Origin of the sequence: Aggregatibacter actinomycetemcomitans DSM 8324 (assembly GCF_000372365.1) — a bacterium.
GTDB lineage: Bacteria > Pseudomonadota > Gammaproteobacteria > Enterobacterales > Pasteurellaceae > Aggregatibacter > Aggregatibacter actinomycetemcomitans.
The window spans coordinates 23,190-41,669 of sequence record NZ_AQUU01000014.1; the positions used below are offsets into that span (position 1 = coordinate 23,190).

The following is an 18,480-nucleotide window of genomic DNA, read 5'->3' on the forward strand; positions in this document are numbered from 1 at the left end:
TCAGAAATAATCAAAAAACCCACCGCACTTTATGAGCAAAACGGCGCAGTGCTTTCACAAAACTAAGGGACAAGCGCTTAAAATCTGCTATACTGCCCGCCGAGTTTTTACTCAGTTTGCTGATAAAATTTAACCGCTCGCTATTTTTAGCTCCGGAGGACAATAAATTGAAAAACTTGTTTGCAAAAACATTAAAATCCCTTTGTTTCGCCTTGACTTTCCTTTCCATCACTGCCTTTGCGCAAGAAAAACTTTACGTTTATAACTGGACCGATTACGTGCCTTCCAATCTCATTGCCGAATTTACCAAAGAGACCGGCATTGAAGTGATTTATTCCACCTTTGAAAGCAACGAAGAAATGTATGCCAAACTTAAGCTTATTTCCGACAATGCCGGTTATGACTTGGTTTTCCCGTCCAGCTATTATGTGAACAAAATGGTGCAAGACGGTATGTTGCAAAAATTGGATCATGGCAAGTTAAGCAATTTCAAACAAATTCCGGACAATTTATTGCACAAAGATTTCGACCCGAATAACGACTATTCCCTGCCTTATGTGTATGGTTTAACCGGTATCGCCGTGAACTCGGAAGATGTTGACGTCAGCAAAATCACTAGCTGGTCAGATTTGTGGAACCCGGAATACAAAGGCAAAGTGTTGCTCACTAGTGATGCGCGCGAAGTGTTTCATGTGGCGTTATTGTTGGACGGAAAATCACCGAACACCACCAACGAAGACGAAATCAAAGCTGCTTACGAACGGTTGGAAAAATTATTGCCGAACGTCGCCGTTTTTAACTCCGACTCGCCGGAAGTGCCTTATGTGCAGGGCGAAGTAGCACTAGGCATGATTTGGAACGGTTCCGCCTACATGGCACACCGTGAAAACGAAAACATTCAGTTCGTCTATCCGAAAGAAGGCGCAATTTTCTGGATGGATAACTACGCTATTCCGAAAAGCGCGAAAAACGTCGAAAACGCCTATAAATTTATCAATTTCCTGCTACGTCCGGAAAATGCCAAAGTGGTTTTGGAACGCTTGGGCTATTCCATGCCAAACAACGGCGTAAAAGCCTTAATCTCACCGGAAATGGCAAACAACCCGACCTTATTCCCGCCGGAGGAACAAGTGAAAAAAGGCATTATTCAAGGTGACGTAGGTAACGCCATTGATATTTATGAAAAATATTGGAATAAGTTGAAAACGAATTAATTAGGGATAATAAAAAAGTGCGGTGGTTTTTCACCGCACTTTTCATGATTACCGATAAAATCAGCGCTTAGATTTGACTAATTGTTCTGTCAGTTCATAAGCACGAAGTTTTGCCAATTCTTTAGAAAGTTTGGACATTAATACTTCGTAATCTGCATCGTGGTGATGCTGACGAATGTTTTCTTCAGCACGTTTCTTCGCAGCAATAATGCGTTCGCTGTCAAGTTCTTGGCCTCGAATAGCGATATCCGCAAGGACAATAACCGCTGTCGGTTGTACTTCTAAGAAACCACCGGAAACGTAGATAACTTCCTCGCTATCATTTTCCAACGTCAGCTTAACAATACCCGGCTTGATTGCCGTTAGTAACGGGGCATGACCCGGTAAAACACCGAGCTCGCCTTCAATACCAGTTGCTTGAACGCTTTTCACATTGCCGGAAAAGATTTGTTGTTCTGCACTTACCACTGTTAAATTAAATGTTGCCATGTTTTTCTCCTTCAAGTTTGATATGCATCAGCTTGAAGTGATTACATATTTTTGGCTTTTTCTAGCGCTTCGTCGATAGAACCGACCATATAGAACGCCTGTTCCGGAATATGGTCGTACTCACCGCTTAAAATACCTTTAAAGCCGCGAATAGTTTCTTTTAACGGAACATACTTACCCGGTGAACCTGTAAAGACTTCAGCAACAAAGAATGGTTGTGATAAGAAACGTTCGATTTTACGCGCGCGCGCTACCACTAATTTATCTTCTTCGGATAATTCATCCATACCAAGAATTGCGATGATGTCTTTCAATTCTTTGTAACGTTGCAAGATACCTTGGACGCCACGAGCGACATTATAGTGTTCTTGACCGACAACCAACGGATCCAATTGACGGGATGTAGAATCTAACGGGTCAACCGCCGGATAAATCCCCAAAGACGCAATTTGACGACTCAATACGACGGTGGAATCTAAGTGCGCAAAGGTAGTTGCCGGAGACGGGTCGGTTAAGTCATCCGCAGGAACATAAACCGCTTGTACGGAGGTGATAGAACCGGTTTTGGTTGAGGTGATACGTTCTTGTAACACACCCATTTCTTCCGCAAGTGTCGGTTGATAACCTACCGCTGACGGCATACGACCTAAAAGGGCGGATACTTCGGTACCGGCAAGGGTATAACGATAGATATTATCCACAAAGAATAATACGTCACGACCTTCATCACGGAATTTTTCCGCCATAGTCAAACCGGTTAAGGCAACACGTAAACGGTTACCCGGTGGTTCATTCATTTGACCATAAACCAGAGATACTTTATCCAATACATTGGAATCTTTCATTTCGTGGTAGAAGTCGTTACCTTCACGGGTACGTTCACCTACACCGGCGAATACGGAATAACCTGAGTGCTCAATAGCAATATTACGGATTAATTCCATCATATTTACGGTTTTACCTACACCCGCACCACCGAATAAACCGACTTTACCCCCTTTCGCGAATGGGCAAATTAAGTCGATAACTTTAATACCGGTTTCTAATAATTCGGTACTGTTGGATTGTTCTTCATAGCTTGGTGCCGAACGGTGGATTGACCAACGTTCTTCTTCACCGATTGGACCTTGTTCATCGATTGGTTCGCCCAATACGTTCATAATACGACCAAGGGTTTTTGTGCCTACCGGTACTTGAATCGGGTCATTGGTATTTTCTACTTTCAAACCGCGTTTTAAACCGTCGGAGGCACCCAGTGCGATACAACGTACCACACCACCGCCTAATTGTTGTTGAACTTCAAGGGTTAAACCTGTTTCAACTTTTAATGCATCATAAACTTTTGGTACTGCATCTTGTGGAAATTCGACGTCAATCACCGCACCGATGATTTGTACAATTTTACCTGTCGCCATTACCGTTCCTCTTCTACTAAATCGCTGCCGCGCCGGCAACAATTTCATTTAATTCATTTGTGATACTTGCTTGACGAGCTTTGTTATACACCAACCGCAAGTCATTAATTAAATTACCTGCGTTATCCGTTGCTGCTTTCATCGCTACCATTCGAGCCGCTTGTTCTGAAGCTAAATTATCTACAACCGCTTGATAAACCTGAGATTCTAAATAACGAACTAAAAGACTGTCTAATAATACTTTTGGATCAGGTTCATAAATATAATCCCATGCCTGTTGTCTTTCGCTTAGGTGATCGTTTTCCATTTCCGGTAAAGGAACTAATTGTTGTATAACCGGTTTTTGCGACATCGTATTAATGAATTTATTGTACGCAATATAAATCGCATCAATTTCACCATTACGATAAGCATCAAACATGGCATTCGCCACACCAATTAATTCTTCCAAAGCCGGGTTATCGCCCAAACCGGAAAGTTGTCCTTTGACATTAAAGCCAAGAGAACGGAAAAAACTAATCCCTTTAGAACCGATTAAACCAAGTACGGTAGCGGCATTCTGCGCTTTCCAGTCCTTAATTTGGTTAAGCGTGGCTTTAAACAAATTAACGTTTAAACCACCGCACATTCCACGATCGGTAGAAATAACTAAAATGCCGACATTTTTCACTTCACGTTCCACTAAGAACGGGTGTTTGTAACCGATACTGGCTTTAGACACATGACTGATAACATTACGGATAGTTTCAGAATACGGACGAGATGCCGCCATACGGTCCTGCGTTTTACGCATTTTCGAGGTTGCAACCATTTCCATTGCCTTGGTGATTTTCTGCGTACTCTGCACGCTGGCAATTTTGGTTTTTATCTCTTTTGCACCTGCCATCTTGTTTCTCCGTTACTACCAAGCACTGTTAGCTTTAAAACTATCTAAAATACCTTTTAACGTATCTTTGATTTCGTCATTATAGTTACCGGTTTTGGTTAGTTCTTGCATAAACTCGGCATAATTACGATTTGCATAATCTAAAAGTGCGGTCTCAAAACTTGCTATTTTTGATAACTCCACATCTTCCAAATAACCGAACTCAACAGCAAATAACACAACAGCCTGTTCCGCAACCGAAAGCGGCGCAAATTGTTTTTGTTTTAGCAATTCAGTTACTTTTTCACCGTGAGAAAGTTGTTTACGGGTTGCATCATCAAGATCGGATGCAAACTGTGCAAACGCCGCTAATTCACGATATTGGGCAAGTGCGGTACGAATACCACCGGCTAATTTTTTGATGACTTTAGTTTGTGCCGAACCACCTACACGGGAAACGGAAATACCCGGGTTTACCGCAGGACGAATGCCGGAGTTAAATAGGTTGGATTCCAAGAAAATCTGACCGTCAGTAATCGAAATTACGTTGGTTGGAACGAAGGCGGAAACGTCACCCGCTTGTGTTTCGATAATCGGAAGTGCGGTTAAAGAACCGGTTTTACCTTTAACTTCACCGTTAGTGAATTTTTCTACATATTCTTCATTTACACGAGAGGCACGTTCAAGTAAACGTGAGTGTAGGTAGAATACGTCACCCGGATAAGCTTCACGACCCGGCGGACGACGTAATAACAAGGAAATTTGACGATAAGCCACCGCTTGTTTGGAAAGGTCATCGTAAACGATTAATGCATCTTCACCACGATCGCGGAAATATTCACCCATTGCACAACCGGCATAAGGCGCTAAATATTGTAATGCGGCAGATTCGGAAGCAGAAGCAGCAACCACGATAGTGTTGGCTAATGCGCCGTGTTCTTCTAATTTACGTACCACATTGGCAATGGTTGATGCTTTTTGACCGATTGCAACATAGATACATTTAATACCGGAATTACGTTGGTTGATGATAGTATCGATAGCCAATGCGGTTTTACCGGTTTGACGGTCACCGATAATTAACTCACGTTGTCCACGACCGATTGGTACCATGGAGTCAACGGCTTTATAACCGGTTTGAACAGGTTGATCAACGGACTTACGTTCAATTACACCCGGTGCAATGACTTCAATTGGAGAAAAACCGTCATTTTCAATTTCACCTTTGCCGTCAATCGGTTGACCAAGGGTATTTACCACACGACCTAATAAACCGCGACCTACAGGCACTTCAAGAATACGGCCGGTACATTGGACTTCCATGCCTTCTGCAAGATCGGCATAAGGCCCCATTACCACTGCACCAACAGAATCTCTTTCTAAGTTTAATGCCATTGCGTAGCGATTTCCCGGTAATGCAATCATCTCACCTTGCATCACTTCACTTAAACCGTGAATACGAATGATACCATCGCTGACTGAAACGATTGTTCCCGTATTACGCGCTTCGCTTTCTACATTAAACTGGGCAATGCGTTTTTTTATTAATTCACTAATTTCAGTTGAATTTAGTTGCATCTTCTAATCCTCTTATAATTGCAACTCATTTGCCAGACGGGTAAGTTGCCCACGGCTACTTCCGTCAATCACAAAATCATCTGTACGAATGATAACTCCGGCAATCAGTGAGTTATCAATGTTGCAATTTAACTTAATTTTACGGGCTAATTTCTTTTCCATTGCGGCAGCAATTTTTTCTTGTTGCGCGACACTTAATGGTTGAGCTGAGGTGACCTGAACTTCCGTAATTGCGTTATATTCCTCAACATAATGCCGGAATTCTTTGAATACTGCCGGAAGGACAGTTAAACGCTTATTTTCAGCCATTAACCGAATCAAATTTTGCCCATATTGATTTATTTGTTCACCACAAATTGCGATCACCGTATCCGCCAGTTTTTGTGCCGAAAAAGAGCTTGTTAAGAAATCTTTCATGGTGTCATTTTCAACGACTTCAGCAAGAAAACCTAACATTTCTCCCCATTTTCCCACCGCACTTTTATCAACCGAACGCTGTTCTACGGCAAAATCAAATGCTGCTTTTGCATAAGGGCGAGCTATGGTAGTTAATTCTGACATAAGCTCAACCTTCTTATAGTTCTGCAACTAATTTATCAATAATGTCATTGTTTGCCGCTTCATCAATAGAACGACCCACAATTTTTTCTGCACCGGCAACAGCCAAAGACGCCACTTTAACACGCAATTCTTCCTGAACACGCTTACGCTCGGCTTCCACTTCCGCATAGCCTTGTTCAATAATTTTCGCTTTAAGTTCTTCAGCTTCGTTTTTAACTTCGTCCAATACTTCGTTACGACGTTTATTGGCATCATCCAAAATTTCTTGTGCCTGAATTTTGGCTTTAGAAATTTCTTGTTCAACAAGGGCTTTGGTATCCGCCTGTTCTTTTTTTGCCACTTCCGCCGAAGCTAAAGCATTTGCAATTTGGCTTTGACGCGTTTCAATTGCCTTAATAATTGGCGGCCAAACAAATTTCATACAGAACCACACAAAAAGTGCGAATGAAATGAGTTGACCAATTAATGTTGCATTTAAATTCACAACGTCCTCCTTAATCTGCCTGCTTCACGTTGATAAGCAAATAAGGTGATTATTGTAATAAACCGATGAATGGGTTTGCAAAAATGAAAAGTAAAGAAATACCAACTGCAATCATCGCAATCGCATCTAAAAGACCTGCCACGATAAACATTTTAGTTTGTAGGCTTGAAGCTAGTTCCGGCTGACGGGCGGATGATTCTAAGAATTTACCGCCTAAGATAGCAAAGCCGATTGCCGTGCCCAATGCAGCGAATGCAAGAAGGATAGATGCACCGATAATTGTAGCTGTAATTACAGTTTCCATAATGTTCTCCAATAGAAGTTAAGTTTTTAGCCCTAGAGCCGGTTAATAAAAAATTAATGTTCTGCTTTGTTATAAGCAATACTCAAATAAACCACCGTCAACATCATAAAAATGAATGCTTGTAACGTGATAACCAAAATATGGAAAATCGCCCAAGCAAGGTGTAATGGAATTCCCAGTGCCGCAATCGCCATATTGGCGGAATACATAACGGCAATAAGAATAAAGATTAATTCGCCCGCATACATGTTACCGAACAAACGGAAGCCGAGAGAAATCGGTTTAGCCAGTAAAGTAACAGTTTCGAGAATAAAGTTAACAGGGATAAATGCCCAGTAATTAAACGGATGTAAGGTATATTCCTTAACTAAACCGCTAACCCCTTTGGATTTAACCGTATAGAAAAGAATCAGGAAGAAGACGCAAATCGACATCCCCAAAGTAGCGCTAATATCTGCCGTAGGGACGGCTCTTAAATAGTGAATACCGAATAATCCGGCAAGTTGCGGAAGGAAATCAACAGGGATTAAGTCGATGGCATTCATAATGAATACCCAACAGAAAATGGTCAGGGCAATCGGTGCCACCACCTCGCGCGGACCATGGAAATTTTCTTTAACGATGCCATTAACCCAACCTACCAGGATTTCCACCAGACATTGTAATTTTCCCGGTACACCCGGCGTTGCCTTTTTAGCAACCCGTCTGAAAATGAAAAGGAAAATAACGGCGGACAGAATAGAGAAAAATAAGGTATCAACGTGAATATTCCAGAAACCGTCCCCCGTTTTAAGGAAAGATAAGTGGTGACCGATATATTCTGAAGTTGTTTGTTCAGACATAGTTAACCCTTTGTAAAATAAAACTTAAGACCTATTCAGCAGAAATGGGATAATATTATTTAGCATTAATGCTGTAAAAAAACCTGTAAAGAAAACAATAAAATATGTTACCGAAAGCCATTTGAACGAAAAAATAATCAGTAGAATCGTCAATACGAATTTAATGGCTTCACCACGATAAAGTGCGGTTAATTTTTTTGATAAATCCTGATTGCGATAAAAAACAACATACACAAAGATAAAAAAAGGTATGAACGCGGCAAAAAATCCTAAGCAGAAATCAACCGCACTTTGGGTATTGGCTAACAACGCAATAATAGAGCTCAAAACAAGACCGACGAAAAATTCAATGTAAATGGATTTTTTATATTTGGCTCGGGCTTGTGCTAAAACTCTGGACATAACTTTTAAACCTTAAAACGGAGCAATTATACCCTTGAAAAAATGAGATTCAACTCAAAAGCACTCAAAAAGTGGTAAATGAACTACAATAAAAGATAGTTAACAGAAATTTTACTTTTTAGTCAAAAGTATTAAATGGCGTTCACCGATAAGTGTTGGAACCTCAATAGAAATCACATTTTCAATCTGAAATTGATCACTTAAATTTTGTGCTTCTTCCTGCTGATAAATACCTTTTAACGCATAAAACATACCATCAGGTTTGGGTAAATGCCAGCACCATTCTGTCATGTCTTTTAAGGAAGCAAAAGCGCGGCTTAATACGCCGTCGAATTTTTCTTCCGGTTGATATTCTTCCACACGGCTTAGAACAGGCTTAACGTTTGTTAGTCCCAACTCACGAACCGCATTACGAATAAAGCTGATACGCTTGCCCAGGCTATCCAACAGTACAAACTGCTTATCAGGGTTAATGATCGCCAACGGCAAGCCGGGCAAGCCAGGACCGGTACCTACATCAATAAAACGATCACCTTGTAAATGAGGGCTAACCACGAGGCTATCCAAAATATGTTTCACCAACATGTCTTGCGGATCGCGCACGGAGGTTAAATTATAGGCTTTATTCCATTTGTTTAATAAATTGACGAAGTCGATCAATTGCTGTTTTTGTTGATCGTTTGGTTGAATCTTCGCTTGTGCAAGGAGGCTATCTAATTTAGCTTTCATTGATGAGATACTCTCTTTAGGAACACCGCACATTCTACTTGAAAGTGCGGTCAGTATTCTATGCATTTTTCGCCTGTTGCTGCAAAATCCCGGTTAAATTCGTTTCCAGCCAATCCACCAATTCAAACATTTTACTTGACGCCTCCGAACCAAATTCCGTCAGCGTGTAATCCACTTGCGGCGGCACTGTGTTATAGGATTTGCGAACTAACATACCGTCCGCTTCCAATTCTTGTAAGGTCTTCGTCAGCATTCGCTCACTCACACCGTCAATGGCGCGACGCAATTCGCTAAAACGTTTGGTACCGGAATACAGACTCACCAACACCAAAACGCCCCAACGGTTGGTTAAATGCTGTAAAATTTGGCGTGAAGGACAATCTGAAGCCAAAACATTGCCACGTTCAAAAATATTTTCCATTTTTATTTCCTTAAAAATCAATTTATTAAAAATAAATTTAAATTTATTCCAAAACTTACGTTTATGTAAGTACTTCTCAAAAGTAAGTAATGTAATTATAGTTGCTATTGAATAATACGGTCAACCATCCCAATACCAGGAGGAAAACAACATAATAAACAAAACTATCGCCATTACAGGTGCAACAGGTCAATTCGGTGCTATCGCATTAGATTTATTAAAAGCAAAAAGCGTCAACGTTATCGCCCTTGTGCGTTCTCCGGAAAAAATTTCAGGTGCGCAAGCCCGCAAATTTGACTATTTAAAAGTGGAAGGTCAAGTAGAAGCACTACGAGGCATAGACACTTTAATTCTAGTATCAAGCAATGAAATCGGGCAACGTTTCGTACAACACAATAATGTCATTGAATCAGCCAAAAAAGCAGGCGTGAAGCGTATCATCTATATTAGTTTTATCAATGTTAACAAAGAAAACAATGTACGTTTATTATCAGATGAATATGTACAAACCGAAGCTGCATTAAAAGCATCAGGTATTACTTACACCATTCTACGCAACGGCTGGTACACCGAAAACCATACCGCCTCTATTCCTGCAGCATTGGAAAATAACGCTTTCTACGGTTCTGCAAAAGAAGGACGTATTTCATCCGCCCTTCGTGCAGAACTTGCTGAAGCCGCGGTAAATGTGACATTAGGCGAAGGTCACGACAACCAAACTTACGAACTTGCCGGCTCAACTAGTTGGACATTAGCGGATTTAGCCGCAGAAATCAGTAAACAAACAGGCAAAGACATTCCCTATGTCGATCTTCCTGCCGCAGATTATTCAGCAGCACTTATAAAAGCAGGCTTGCCTGAAGATTTTGCAAGGTTAACTGCAGAATGTGATGTAGACGCATCAAACGGTGCATTATTCTCAGAGGATAAAACCCTTGAAAAATTAATCGGTCGCCCAACCACAAGATTAGATGTGGCAGTGCAACAGGCATTGCAACTTTTACCATAACAAGGTTTGATGCTTAACCGAGGATATTCGCTATCCTCGGTTTTTAACCTTAGGCTGGCAAAAATGCGTGATAGGCTTAGCCGATCTCACCTCATCGCCCCGCACATTTACTTCTTATAAGGCGAGATAACCCGGAAATGTATATGGTGCTTAATGTATTTAAAGACATGGATTTGAGGATTTATCAGGAATTATTGGGTTAGTGATAAAAAAGTGCGGTCAAAATCGACCGCACTTTTTTGTTTTTTAGCGAGAGGGAAAGATTACTAGATTACTCCCCACGCTTTAACATCCCTTGTTTTTTCAAGTTCACTAAAATGATGGAAATAGCTGCTGGCGTGATGCCGGAAATACGGCTTGCTTGCCCGATAGACACCGGACGATGTTGTTCTAACTTAGCACGTACTTCGTTTGATAAACCGGAGACTTTAGCATAATCAAACTGTGCAGGAATCGCTGTGTTTTCGTGGCGTTTTTGTTTTTCAATTTCTTCTTCTTGATGTTCAATATAACCTTGATATTTAATAGCAATTTCCACTTGTTCCACTGCTTCTTTATCTTCCATTGCTGGTTGATAAGGCGTCAAAGAAGTTAAAATCTCATAGTTCATTTCCGGGCGACGCAATAAATCTTCACCGTTGGCTTCGCGCACCAATGGACTACCCAACACTTTATTCGCTTCTTCCAAATATTCTGAACGCGGGTGCAACCAAATGCTGCGTAAACGTTGGCGTTCAAGCTCAATATTTTCCATTTTTTGATTAAAACGCGCCCAACGCGCTTCATCAATTAAACCTAATTCGTGCGCAATCGGCGTTAAACGAATATCGGCGTTATCTTCACGTAACAACAAGCGATATTCCGCACGGGAAGTAAACACGCGATATGGTTCTTTAGTACCAAGGGTGCAAAGATCATCCACCAACACACCAATATAAGCCTGATCACGACGTGGGAACCAGGCATCTTTTTCCTGCACATAAAGCCCGGCGTTGATCCCGGCAAGTAAACCTTGTGCCGCTGCTTCTTCATAACCGGTTGTGCCGTTAATTTGACCGGCAAAGAATAAACCGGAGATCGCTTTGGTTTCTAAGGTCGGTTTGAGATCACGCGGATCAAAATAATCGTATTCAATGGCGTAACCCGGTTTGACGATTCGTGCCTTTTCCAAACCTTTCATGGAATTCACGATCCCCATTTGCACATCAAACGGCAAACTGGTGGAGATTCCGTTCGGATAAATTTCATTACTGGTTAAGCCTTCCGGTTCAAGGTAAATCTGATGAGAATTGCGATCCGCAAAACGCATCACTTTATCTTCAATAGACGGACAGTAACGTGGACCGATGCCTTCAATCACACCGGTGTACATTGGGCTGCGATCCAAATTATTGCGGATCACGTCATGAGTTTGCTCGTTAGTATGGGTGATATAACAAGGAATTTGTTGTGGGTGATCGGAAACAGATCCCATAAACGAGAACACTGGCAATACGGCATCGCCATGTTGTTTAGCAAGCACATCAAAATTGATCGTACGCGCATCAATACGCGGTGGTGTACCGGTTTTTAAGCGATCCACCCGTAAATTGAGATCGCGCAAACGCTGGGCTAATGTGACGGAAGCAGGATCACCTGCACGCCCGCCGGTATAATTTTCCAAACCAATATGGATCTTGCCGGCGAGGAAAGTGCCGGCAGTGAGAATCACCGCTTTGGCGTGAAATTTTAGCCCCATTTTGGTGACCACACCCGTGGCGCGATCCTGTTCGATTAAAATATCTGTGGCTTCTTGTTGGAAAATATCCAAATTCGGTTGATTTTCCAATGCGATTCTGACCGCTTGGCGATATAACACGCGATCCGTTTGTGCGCGAGTAGCGCGTACGGCAGGACCTTTGCTGCTATTTAAGGTGCGAAATTGAATACCCGCCTTATCTGCTGCGGTTGCCATTAAACCGCCCATGGCATCAATTTCTTTGACCAAATGCCCTTTTCCGATCCCACCAATCGCCGGGTTACAAGAAATTTGCCCTAAAGTATCGATATTATGGGTAAGCAACAGGGTTTTTAACCCCATGCGCGCAGGTGCCAAGGCGGCTTCGGTTCCTGCATGACCGCCACCGATTACGATGACATCATAGATTTCTGTATAAAACATGATTATTTTTTATCTCTTTTTTGCATTCTGTAACGGATCATCTGATCCTTTAAAAAAATTGGCTGCTATTCTACTGAAAATCCCGTGTGGATAAAAGGTCAGTTTGAGAGGAATAGAAGACGGGATCTGAAGAAAGGATCCGACGTTAATAAGTAATAAGATCTTTATCTATATATAAAGTTTATTATTACTATAATTAAGATCGACGAAAACCTTGGATAAGATCTTTTTTATGTTGTAAATGAAGGAGATGGATCATGCTACAAGTTGTTAAGATCTTACCGATCCTCCTAAAATTTCTTGTGTATAACTCTGTTATTTATCCACAGTTGGATCTTTTGTAAAATTTATTCGTGTTATAAAAACAGATTTTTCACAATTTTATGTGAAGTTATCCACAAGAGGTTTTAGAAAATGACTGATTTTATTTTGAACAAAAGGATTAAAGATGGTGCAGAAAGTTAGGCAGCCAGTCTTCCGCACATTGTTCCTGATCGGTTTCCGTTAAGACATCAATACGCAAAGCGTCGATAATTTTGACCGCACTTTTTGCCTGCAAGGTCTGTTCTACCGTATCCACCGCAAAACAGAAGGTATCATAGTCGGAATTGCCCAAGCCGATGACGGCAAATCGTAACTCTGAAAGATCCGCATCACCGGTTTTGAGTTCATCAAATAGCGGTTTTAGGTTATCCGGTAATTCGCCGGCGCCGTGGGTGGAGGTGACCACTAACCATAGTTTTTCGTTAATAACTTCGTCTAAAGAGGGTCCGTGCAGAAGTGCGGTGCTGAAACCCTGCTGTTGTAATATGCCTTCCAAGTGTTCGGCAACATATTCGGCGCCACCTAATGTGCTGCCGGTAATTAAGCAAATTTTAGGCTGCATTTTCTCTCCTAAAAAGAAGGCTTAGATAAACTAAGCCTTTGTTTAAAAATAAATAGTTAGATGCTGTCGGTGATACCTAAAAGTGAACGTAAACGTTCTTGAATATTTTGGTGTTCGCCTCTTAATTGTTCGTTTTCACCGCGTAGTGCATCATTTTCTTGTTGTGCTCTGCTGCTTTTTTCTCTTAATTCATCCACTTCCAATTGAAGCAACTGAATGGTTTCGACAGCTTGTTTAATCTTGTTTTCTAACTGGTCTAGAATTTCTAGTGACATAAGTAATTTCCTCTAAAACAAATGGATGTAAAGTAGCAATATTTTACCTTACTTAATCGTCTTTTTTAAAGCAAAGAATCGCATTATCTGCTAATTAATTCTTTTAGTTAAAATTTTCTCTTAAATTTTAGTATGCAATCGTTTGCTTAGTGCTAAAATAGACCTATTTCACATTTTTATTTTAAGGGATACATTATGAACAGAGCATTAGCTATTGAATTTTCAAGAGTTACGGAAGTTGCCGCGTTAGCCGGTTTTGCCTGGTTGGGGCGCGGGGATAAAAATGCAGCGGATGATGCGGCGGTGAAAGCCATGCGTTATATGCTGAACTTAATTCATATGGATGCGGAAATAGTGATTGGTGAAGGGGAAATTGATCAGGCACCGATGTTGTATATCGGTGAAAAAGTCGGTTCGGGCATGGGTGAGCTGGTGTCCATTGCCGTTGATCCTATTGACGGTACGCGAATGACGGCAATGGGACAGTCTAATGCCATTTCTGTGTTGGCTGCGGGCGGTAAAAATACCTTTTTAAAAGCGCCGGATATGTACATGGAAAAACTGGTGGTCGGCCCGGAAGTAAAAGGCTTGATTGATTTAAATTTACCTATTGAACAAAATTTACGCCGCGTTGCCTCTAAATTAGGCAAATTACTCTCCGATTTAAGCGTCATGGTCTTGGATAAACCCCGTCATAGCGCGGTGATTGAAAAAATGCACGAGTTGGGCGTACGCGTATTTACCATTCCTGACGGCGATGTTACCGCTTCCGTTTTATGTTGTTTGCCGGAAGCGGAAGTAGACATGGTTTATGGTATTGGTGGTACGCCGGAAGGTGTTGTGGCGGCAGCTGCCATTCGCGCACTGGGCGGTGATATGCAGGTTCGTTTGCTGCCACGTGATCAGGTGAAAGGCAACACGCCGGAAAATAACGCTTTGGCTGCGGAGGAAGTTCGCCGTTGTCAGGAAATGGGTGTGGAAGTGAACAGCGTGTTGCAATTGGAGCAATTGGTGCGTGATGATAATTTGGTGTTTGCTGCAACGGGCATTACCAATGGCGATTTATTAAAAGGTATCCACCGCAAAGGTAATTTGGCGACAACGGAAACTTTATTAATTCGTGGTAAATCCAGAACCATTCGTCGTATTCAATCCACCCATTATTTAGACCGAAAAGACACCGTACTTTATCGTTTAATTAATGCTTAATTATAAAAATAAAGCCGGTAATTAAACCGGCTTTTATTTATTTTACTTTGAGTGAATATCGCTTTTTAAATAATTTCGGCGAATAACTCATATTTCCATAGATTCCCCATTGAAGGTCTATATAAATATCGCCCTGAAGTTGCGGTTTTCCTTCAATTATCACAAGGTTTTGCGTTAAATTAGCCTGTTCATTGAACAGGTATCTTACTGTTATTCCCGAATTTTCCGGTGAAATCGCTATTTTTACCGAAGTTTCAATAGCCTTTCCGTTGGCTAATTTATCAATATCGATGACATAGCGGTATTCACTATTCGTTTGTATTTCGCCAAGATATTTATCTTCTAATTTATCTGTATTATTTCCGCAGGAAAAAACAAAAAATAAACTGATAAAAAGGGCAAATAGAAATTTTCTATTTGAAAATAGAGATTGATTTTGCATTATAAGTCATTCGGTTAAAATTGGTTTTTAAGTTTAAAAATAACAAAAAAACTAACCGCACCTTAATACGCCTAAAGTGCGGTTATAAAATTCAACGGATTTTGAACGTTGGCAAAGCCAACGGCCCCATCGGGGCGAACAATCGAACTTGATTCGATTGTGAGTAATTTTTATGGTGTTTTTGATTTAATAATGGAAATCAGATATTCAGTTCCATACCAAGATCAATAAAGTTTTGGTTCATATCGAACGCCGGTTTGGCATCTTTATCTTTACCAATGATTCGTGCAGGTACGCCCGCTGCGGTGGCATATTCCGGCACTGGTTGCAACACTACGGAATTGGAACCAATTTTAGCATATTTTCCGATTTCAATGTTGCCTAAAATTTTTGCACCAGCGCCGATCATCACGCCTTCGCGCACTTTTGGATGCCGATCACCGGATTCTTTTCCCGTTCCGCCTAAGGTAACCCCTTGTAAAATGGATACATTATTTTCAATGACCGAGGTTTCACCCACTACAATGCCGGTGGCATGGTCAAACATAATACCATGTCCGATTTTTGCCGCGGGGTGAATATCCACGTCAAACGCGACAGAAATTTGGTTTTGCAGATAAATCGCCAGGGCTTTGCGATTTTGTTGCCATAAATAATGGGTGATGCGATAACTTTGTAAAGCGTGAAAGCCTTTTAAATAAAGCAACGGCGTGGATAATAATTCAACCGCCGGATCACGCTGACGCACAGCCATGATGTCGCAGGCGGCACATTCGATAATGCCGGGTTTTGCCTGATAGGTTTCTTCGATGATTTCACGTAACGCGATGGCGGGCATGATGGTATTGGCTAATTTATTGGCTAAAATGTAGCTTAATGCACTGCCTAAATTGTGATGTTTTAAAATCGTCGAATGAAAAAAACTGGCAAGCATAGGTTCGTTATCGACGAGCTGTTTCGCTTCCTGACGAATATTTTGCCAAACTTCTAACGACATGATTATTCCCCTTTACGTTCTCTGCCGAGTAAATTAACGGCGGCATCTTTTGCTGCTTTGCCGCAGAACAGCACTTGATAAATTTGTTCGGTAATTGGCATTTCTATGTCATGCCGTTGCGCCAATAAATGGGCTTCTTTGGTGTTATAAAAGCCTTCCACCACCTGTCCGATATTTTCCATCGCTGCTTGTGCCGAAACGCCTTGCCCAAGCATTATACCGAAACGGCGGTTGCGCGATTGGTTATCGGTGCAGGTCAATACCAAATCACCTAAACCGGACATTCCCATGAAAGTATTCGGATTAGCGCCAAGTGCGGCGCCTAAACGGGATATTTCCGCAATGCCACGGGTAATTAAGGCGGTTCTGGCATTGGCACCGAAACCTATGCCGTCGGAAATGCCTGCGCCGATGGCAATCACGTTTTTTATAGCCCCGCCCAGCTGTACGCCGAGCATATCGTTGTTGATATAAACCCGAAAATGTTTACTGCAATGAATGCGCGCCTGAAATTGTCGGGCAAAGGCTTCATTATCGGACGCCAGCGTAATGGCGGTAGGTAAACCGGAAGCGAGTTCTTTGGCAAATGTCGGGCCGGAAAGTACCGCCAGCGGGTACTGTTCGCCAAGTTTTTCTTTAATTACCTCTTCCAGTAAACGACCCGTATCCCGCTCCAATCCTTTGGTTGCCCATATGATACGATGATCGGGGCGTAAGTGCGGTCGAATTTCATCGAGAATTTCACCGAAGCAATGGCTCGGCACGGCAAGTAATAAATCCTTTGAGGTTTGAATCACTTTGCTTAAATTGGCTTCAATAACCAAAGATGAAGGAAAAACAATCTCGGGTAAAAATGCTTTATTTTGACGATCTGCCTGAAGTTGTTGCATTTTTGCCGGGTTGTGTCCCCACAGATAGGTGGAATGCCCGTTGCGCGAAAAAGCGATAGCCAATGCCGTACCAAAAGAACCGGCACCCAGCACAGTGATAGGGAAATCGGCTATGGTCGTATTCATCATTTACTCCTTATGGCAAAAAAAACGCTACCGAAAAAAATAAACCCACTTTTCAAGACTAAAAAGTGGGTTTTTTAATTAATTTACTGTTGGTTCGCTTTGTTCGCCGGCTTCTTGCGCTTGTTGTTCCTGACGTTGTAAATATTCAACAAATAGCGCGTCAAAATTTACCGGAGAAAGATTTAATGCCGGGAAAGTACCGCGGTTCACTAAGTTGGAAACCAATTCGCGCGCATACGGGAATAACATATTCGGGCATTGTGAAGTTAAGCAATGCGCCATTTGCATTTCTTCCAAGCCACTGATGGTAAACACGCCTGCTTGTTTCACTTCACAGATGAATGCCACATCACCGGAATCTTCTAATGCGGTTTCCACTGAAATATTTAAGCAGACTTCATATAAGTCATCGCCTAATTTAGCGGTTTCGGTAGATAAATCAAAACTTAAACGCGGTTTCCATTCTTGGTTGAAAATGTGCGGTAGGTTTGGTGCTTCAAAAGAAACGTCTTTCACATAAATGCGTTGAATTTGCAACACCGCTTGAACTTCCTGTTCTTGGTTTGCCACTTCTTTGTTTTCTTCGGTCATTTTCGAGTCCTTATTTTATTTTTTAATTAAAGGTAAATTTGCTGCACGCCAGCCGCCGATGCCTTCTCTTAGCACATAAACATGATTGAAACCTTGTTTTGCCAGAATTTCACCGGAAGAACGGGAATAAACGAAATCGGCACAGGCTAAAATTACCGGAATGTCTTTGTGCTGTTCAATTTTTCCAATATTGTTTTTTTTAATTTCGGAAGGCAGGATGTTTAAACTGTTTATGATATGGCCTTTGTTAAACTCATCAATGGAGCGTAAGTCGATAACCACGGCATTTTGGTTGTTCATTAAAGAAATCGCTTCCGCATTATCAATAAGTTTGGTTTTACTGGTGGCGGATTTTACGAAGTTATAGATCACCATCAAAAAGACAGCTACCCAAGCGACGACGATCAAGGTATGATTTTTGGCAAAAGCGGTTGCCATGGGTATAAATTCTTGCATTTTTTTCTCAATAATTAGGTTTAAAAATAAGGGTTCAAGTATAACTTTACTTGAGTCATTTATCAAAAATTATTGTCTCTGCAGGTTCTATTAATTTTGTTGAAATAACAATCAATTATTTATTTAAAGTGTGA

22 protein-coding genes are annotated in these 18,480 nt (G+C 41.5%); 3 read left to right on the forward strand and 19 right to left on the reverse strand.

All coding sequences use genetic code 11. The features are described from left to right. The first annotated feature begins 167 nt into the window (after positions 1-167). Positions 168-1,214 carry an extracellular solute-binding protein gene (locus A3CS_RS0108515; RefSeq protein ID WP_005546279.1) on the forward strand — a complete coding sequence of 349 codons (1,047 nt, stop codon included), beginning with the start codon at positions 168-170 and terminating at the stop codon, positions 1,212-1,214. 60 nt (positions 1,215-1,274) lie between these two features. Here A3CS_RS0108515 and A3CS_RS0108520 read toward each other — a convergent pair whose 3' ends face one another. From A3CS_RS0108520 to A3CS_RS0108570, 11 genes are all read right to left on the reverse strand, one after another. Then, positions 1,275-1,703 carry a F0F1 ATP synthase subunit epsilon gene (locus A3CS_RS0108520; protein WP_005546281.1) on the reverse strand — a complete coding sequence of 143 codons (429 nt, stop codon included), beginning with the start codon at positions 1,701-1,703 and terminating at the stop codon, positions 1,275-1,277. A 41-nt stretch (positions 1,704-1,744) separates the two neighbouring features. After that, positions 1,745-3,118, reverse strand: a complete 1,374-nt coding sequence (gene atpD / locus A3CS_RS0108525) for a F0F1 ATP synthase subunit beta (RefSeq protein ID WP_005546283.1) — start codon at positions 3,116-3,118, stop codon at positions 1,745-1,747. A 16-nt stretch (positions 3,119-3,134) separates the two neighbouring features. Continuing rightward, positions 3,135-4,004: a F0F1 ATP synthase subunit gamma gene (atpG, locus tag A3CS_RS0108530; RefSeq protein ID WP_005546285.1), complete on the reverse strand. Its 870-nt coding sequence runs from the start codon at positions 4,002-4,004 to the stop codon at positions 3,135-3,137. 15 nt (positions 4,005-4,019) lie between these two features. Beyond that, a complete protein-coding gene (gene atpA, locus A3CS_RS0108535) occupies positions 4,020-5,561 on the reverse strand; it encodes a F0F1 ATP synthase subunit alpha (RefSeq protein WP_005546287.1) in 1,542 nt (513 codons plus the stop codon). Positions 5,562-5,573: 12 nt separating this feature from the next. Then, positions 5,574-6,122 carry a F0F1 ATP synthase subunit delta gene (gene atpH, locus A3CS_RS0108540; RefSeq protein ID WP_005546289.1) on the reverse strand — a complete coding sequence of 183 codons (549 nt, stop codon included), beginning with the start codon at positions 6,120-6,122 and terminating at the stop codon, positions 5,574-5,576. 13 nt (positions 6,123-6,135) lie between these two features. Further along, positions 6,136-6,606: a F0F1 ATP synthase subunit B gene (gene atpF / locus A3CS_RS0108545; RefSeq protein WP_005555006.1), complete on the reverse strand. Its 471-nt coding sequence runs from the start codon at positions 6,604-6,606 to the stop codon at positions 6,136-6,138. 49 nt (positions 6,607-6,655) lie between these two features. Continuing rightward, positions 6,656-6,910 (reverse strand): F0F1 ATP synthase subunit C, encoded by a 255-nt coding sequence (gene atpE, locus A3CS_RS0108550; RefSeq protein WP_005539567.1) that lies wholly within the window; start codon positions 6,908-6,910, stop codon positions 6,656-6,658. A 53-nt stretch (positions 6,911-6,963) separates the two neighbouring features. Next, positions 6,964-7,752, reverse strand: a complete 789-nt coding sequence (gene atpB, locus A3CS_RS0108555; protein WP_005546295.1) for a F0F1 ATP synthase subunit A — start codon at positions 7,750-7,752, stop codon at positions 6,964-6,966. Positions 7,753-7,776: 24 nt separating this feature from the next. After that, positions 7,777-8,154, reverse strand: a complete 378-nt coding sequence (locus tag A3CS_RS0108560; protein ID WP_005568543.1) for an ATP synthase subunit I — start codon at positions 8,152-8,154, stop codon at positions 7,777-7,779. 111 nt (positions 8,155-8,265) lie between these two features. Then, positions 8,266-8,883, reverse strand: a complete 618-nt coding sequence (gene rsmG, locus A3CS_RS0108565) for a 16S rRNA (guanine(527)-N(7))-methyltransferase RsmG (protein ID WP_005546299.1) — start codon at positions 8,881-8,883, stop codon at positions 8,266-8,268. A 58-nt stretch (positions 8,884-8,941) separates the two neighbouring features. Beyond that, positions 8,942-9,304, reverse strand: a complete 363-nt coding sequence (locus tag A3CS_RS0108570) for a winged helix-turn-helix transcriptional regulator (RefSeq protein ID WP_005546302.1) — start codon at positions 9,302-9,304, stop codon at positions 8,942-8,944. Positions 9,305-9,455: 151 nt separating this feature from the next. On the opposite strand from A3CS_RS0108570, the gene A3CS_RS0108575 reads away from it, so the two are divergent. Further along, on the forward strand, positions 9,456-10,313 hold the full coding sequence (locus A3CS_RS0108575) for an SDR family oxidoreductase (protein ID WP_025298271.1): 858 nt from the start codon (positions 9,456-9,458) through the stop codon (positions 10,311-10,313). A gap of 271 nt (positions 10,314-10,584) precedes the next feature. Here the strand turns inward: A3CS_RS0108575 and mnmG are convergent, their stop codons facing one another. The 3 genes from mnmG to zapB all read right to left on the reverse strand — a co-directional run bounded on the left by mnmG (position 10,585) and on the right by zapB (position 13,635). After that, the gene (gene mnmG, locus A3CS_RS0108580; RefSeq protein WP_019518411.1) at positions 10,585-12,474 is read right to left on the reverse strand and encodes a tRNA uridine-5-carboxymethylaminomethyl(34) synthesis enzyme MnmG; all 1,890 of its coding nucleotides are present in this window, start codon (positions 12,472-12,474) and stop codon (positions 10,585-10,587) included. Positions 12,475-12,916: 442 nt separating this feature from the next. Continuing rightward, a complete protein-coding gene (gene mioC, locus A3CS_RS0108590) occupies positions 12,917-13,360 on the reverse strand; it encodes an FMN-binding protein MioC (protein ID WP_005546308.1) in 444 nt (147 codons plus the stop codon). Between the two features lie 56 nt (positions 13,361-13,416). Continuing rightward, entirely contained in the window at positions 13,417-13,635 is a 219-nt protein-coding gene (gene zapB / locus A3CS_RS0108595) for a cell division protein ZapB (protein WP_005539576.1), read from the reverse strand. Between the two features lie 195 nt (positions 13,636-13,830). On the opposite strand from zapB, the gene glpX reads away from it, so the two are divergent. Next, on the forward strand, positions 13,831-14,844 hold the full coding sequence (glpX, locus tag A3CS_RS0108600) for a class II fructose-bisphosphatase (protein WP_005546310.1): 1,014 nt from the start codon (positions 13,831-13,833) through the stop codon (positions 14,842-14,844). Between the two features lie 37 nt (positions 14,845-14,881). Here glpX and A3CS_RS0108605 read toward each other — a convergent pair whose 3' ends face one another. The 5 genes from A3CS_RS0108605 to A3CS_RS0108625 all read right to left on the reverse strand — a co-directional run bounded on the left by A3CS_RS0108605 (position 14,882) and on the right by A3CS_RS0108625 (position 18,346). Further along, entirely contained in the window at positions 14,882-15,286 is a 405-nt protein-coding gene (locus tag A3CS_RS0108605; protein WP_005566167.1) for a hypothetical protein, read from the reverse strand. Positions 15,287-15,485: 199 nt separating this feature from the next. Then, positions 15,486-16,283, reverse strand: a complete 798-nt coding sequence (gene cysE / locus A3CS_RS0108610; protein ID WP_005546312.1) for a serine O-acetyltransferase — start codon at positions 16,281-16,283, stop codon at positions 15,486-15,488. 2 nt (positions 16,284-16,285) lie between these two features. After that, positions 16,286-17,299 (reverse strand): NAD(P)H-dependent glycerol-3-phosphate dehydrogenase, encoded by a 1,014-nt coding sequence (gene gpsA / locus A3CS_RS0108615; RefSeq protein WP_005574927.1) that lies wholly within the window; start codon positions 17,297-17,299, stop codon positions 16,286-16,288. 78 nt (positions 17,300-17,377) lie between these two features. Further along, a complete protein-coding gene (gene secB / locus A3CS_RS0108620; RefSeq protein ID WP_005539581.1) occupies positions 17,378-17,890 on the reverse strand; it encodes a protein-export chaperone SecB in 513 nt (170 codons plus the stop codon). A gap of 15 nt (positions 17,891-17,905) precedes the next feature. Further along, positions 17,906-18,346 carry a rhodanese-like domain-containing protein gene (locus A3CS_RS0108625; RefSeq protein ID WP_026161191.1) on the reverse strand — a complete coding sequence of 147 codons (441 nt, stop codon included), beginning with the start codon at positions 18,344-18,346 and terminating at the stop codon, positions 17,906-17,908. Positions 18,347-18,480 lie beyond the last annotated feature (134 nt).

Bases quoted from the DNA above. Each gene is read 5' to 3' on its own strand.
- A3CS_RS0108605 (WP_005566167.1), bottom strand. From the start codon at position 15,286: ATGCAAAATCAATCTCTATTTTCAAATAGAAAATTTCTATTTGCCCTT.
- cysE (WP_005546312.1), bottom strand. From the start codon at position 16,283: ATGTCGTTAGAAGTTTGGCAAAATATTCGTCAGGAAGCGAAACAGCTC.
- A3CS_RS0108560 (WP_005568543.1), bottom strand. From the start codon at position 8,154: ATGTCCAGAGTTTTAGCACAAGCCCGAGCCAAATATAAAAAATCCATT.
- atpE (WP_005539567.1), bottom strand. From the start codon at position 6,910: ATGGAAACTGTAATTACAGCTACAATTATCGGTGCATCTATCCTTCTT.
- A3CS_RS0108570 (WP_005546302.1), bottom strand. From the start codon at position 9,304: ATGGAAAATATTTTTGAACGTGGCAATGTTTTGGCTTCAGATTGTCCT.
- zapB (WP_005539576.1), bottom strand. From the start codon at position 13,635: ATGTCACTAGAAATTCTAGACCAGTTAGAAAACAAGATTAAACAAGCT.
- A3CS_RS0108520 (WP_005546281.1), bottom strand. From the start codon at position 1,703: ATGGCAACATTTAATTTAACAGTGGTAAGTGCAGAACAACAAATCTTT.
- atpD (WP_005546283.1), bottom strand. From the start codon at position 3,118: ATGGCGACAGGTAAAATTGTACAAATCATCGGTGCGGTGATTGACGTC.
- mioC (WP_005546308.1), bottom strand. From the start codon at position 13,360: ATGCAGCCTAAAATTTGCTTAATTACCGGCAGCACATTAGGTGGCGCC.
- rsmG (WP_005546299.1), bottom strand. From the start codon at position 8,883: ATGAAAGCTAAATTAGATAGCCTCCTTGCACAAGCGAAGATTCAACCA.
- A3CS_RS0108625 (WP_026161191.1), bottom strand. From the start codon at position 18,346: ATGCAAGAATTTATACCCATGGCAACCGCTTTTGCCAAAAATCATACC.
- secB (WP_005539581.1), bottom strand. From the start codon at position 17,890: ATGACCGAAGAAAACAAAGAAGTGGCAAACCAAGAACAGGAAGTTCAA.
- gpsA (WP_005574927.1), bottom strand. From the start codon at position 17,299: ATGAATACGACCATAGCCGATTTCCCTATCACTGTGCTGGGTGCCGGT.
- atpG (WP_005546285.1), bottom strand. From the start codon at position 4,004: ATGGCAGGTGCAAAAGAGATAAAAACCAAAATTGCCAGCGTGCAGAGT.
- atpH (WP_005546289.1), bottom strand. From the start codon at position 6,122: ATGTCAGAATTAACTACCATAGCTCGCCCTTATGCAAAAGCAGCATTT.
- atpA (WP_005546287.1), bottom strand. From the start codon at position 5,561: ATGCAACTAAATTCAACTGAAATTAGTGAATTAATAAAAAAACGCATT.
- glpX (WP_005546310.1), top strand. From the start codon at position 13,831: ATGAACAGAGCATTAGCTATTGAATTTTCAAGAGTTACGGAAGTTGCC.
- atpB (WP_005546295.1), bottom strand. From the start codon at position 7,752: ATGTCTGAACAAACAACTTCAGAATATATCGGTCACCACTTATCTTTC.
- mnmG (WP_019518411.1), bottom strand. From the start codon at position 12,474: ATGTTTTATACAGAAATCTATGATGTCATCGTAATCGGTGGCGGTCAT.